The 502-nt window shown below is 67.7% G+C and carries 1 protein-coding gene; it reads right to left on the bottom strand.

From position 1 onward, the window contains the following. On the bottom strand, nucleotides 1-502 hold a 502-nt coding region (locus ACNFG0_RS22845; RefSeq protein ID WP_416766532.1), incomplete at both ends, for an aldehyde dehydrogenase family protein.

Here is a 502-nt window from a genome sequence, read left to right as displayed (position 1 = left end):
GGCGGCCTTGTCGATGAAGGCCGGCTCGGCCTTCATGATGTCCTCGAAGTACACGTTCGGCGACTTGCCGCCCAGCTCCACGGTGGACGGGATGATGTTCTCGGCCGCGCACTTCATGATGTGCGAGCCCACCGGGGTGGAGCCGGTGAAGGCGATCTTGGCGATGCGCTTGCTGGTGGCCAGGGCTTCGCCGGCCTCGCGACCGAAGCCTTGCACCACGTTGAGCACGCCCTTGGGCAGCAGGTCGCCGATCAGCTCGAGCAGCACGGTGATGCCCAGCGGGGTCTGCTCGGCAGGCTTGAGCACCACGCAGTTGCCGGCGGCCAGGGCCGGGGCCAGCTTCCAGGCGGCCATCAGCAGCGGGAAGTTCCACGGGATGATCTGCCCGACTACGCCCAGCGGCTCGTGGATGTGGTAGGCCACGGTGCTTTCGTTGATCTCGGCGGCGCCGCCTTCCTGGGCGCGGATGCAGCCGGCGAAATAGCGGAAGTGGTCCACGGCC

The organism is Pseudomonas sp. NY15372 (genome assembly GCF_048068215.1).
Taxonomy (GTDB): Bacteria; Pseudomonadota; Gammaproteobacteria; order Pseudomonadales; family Pseudomonadaceae; genus Aquipseudomonas; species Aquipseudomonas guariconensis_A.
This window is presented reverse-complemented; position numbering and strand designations above follow the sequence as displayed.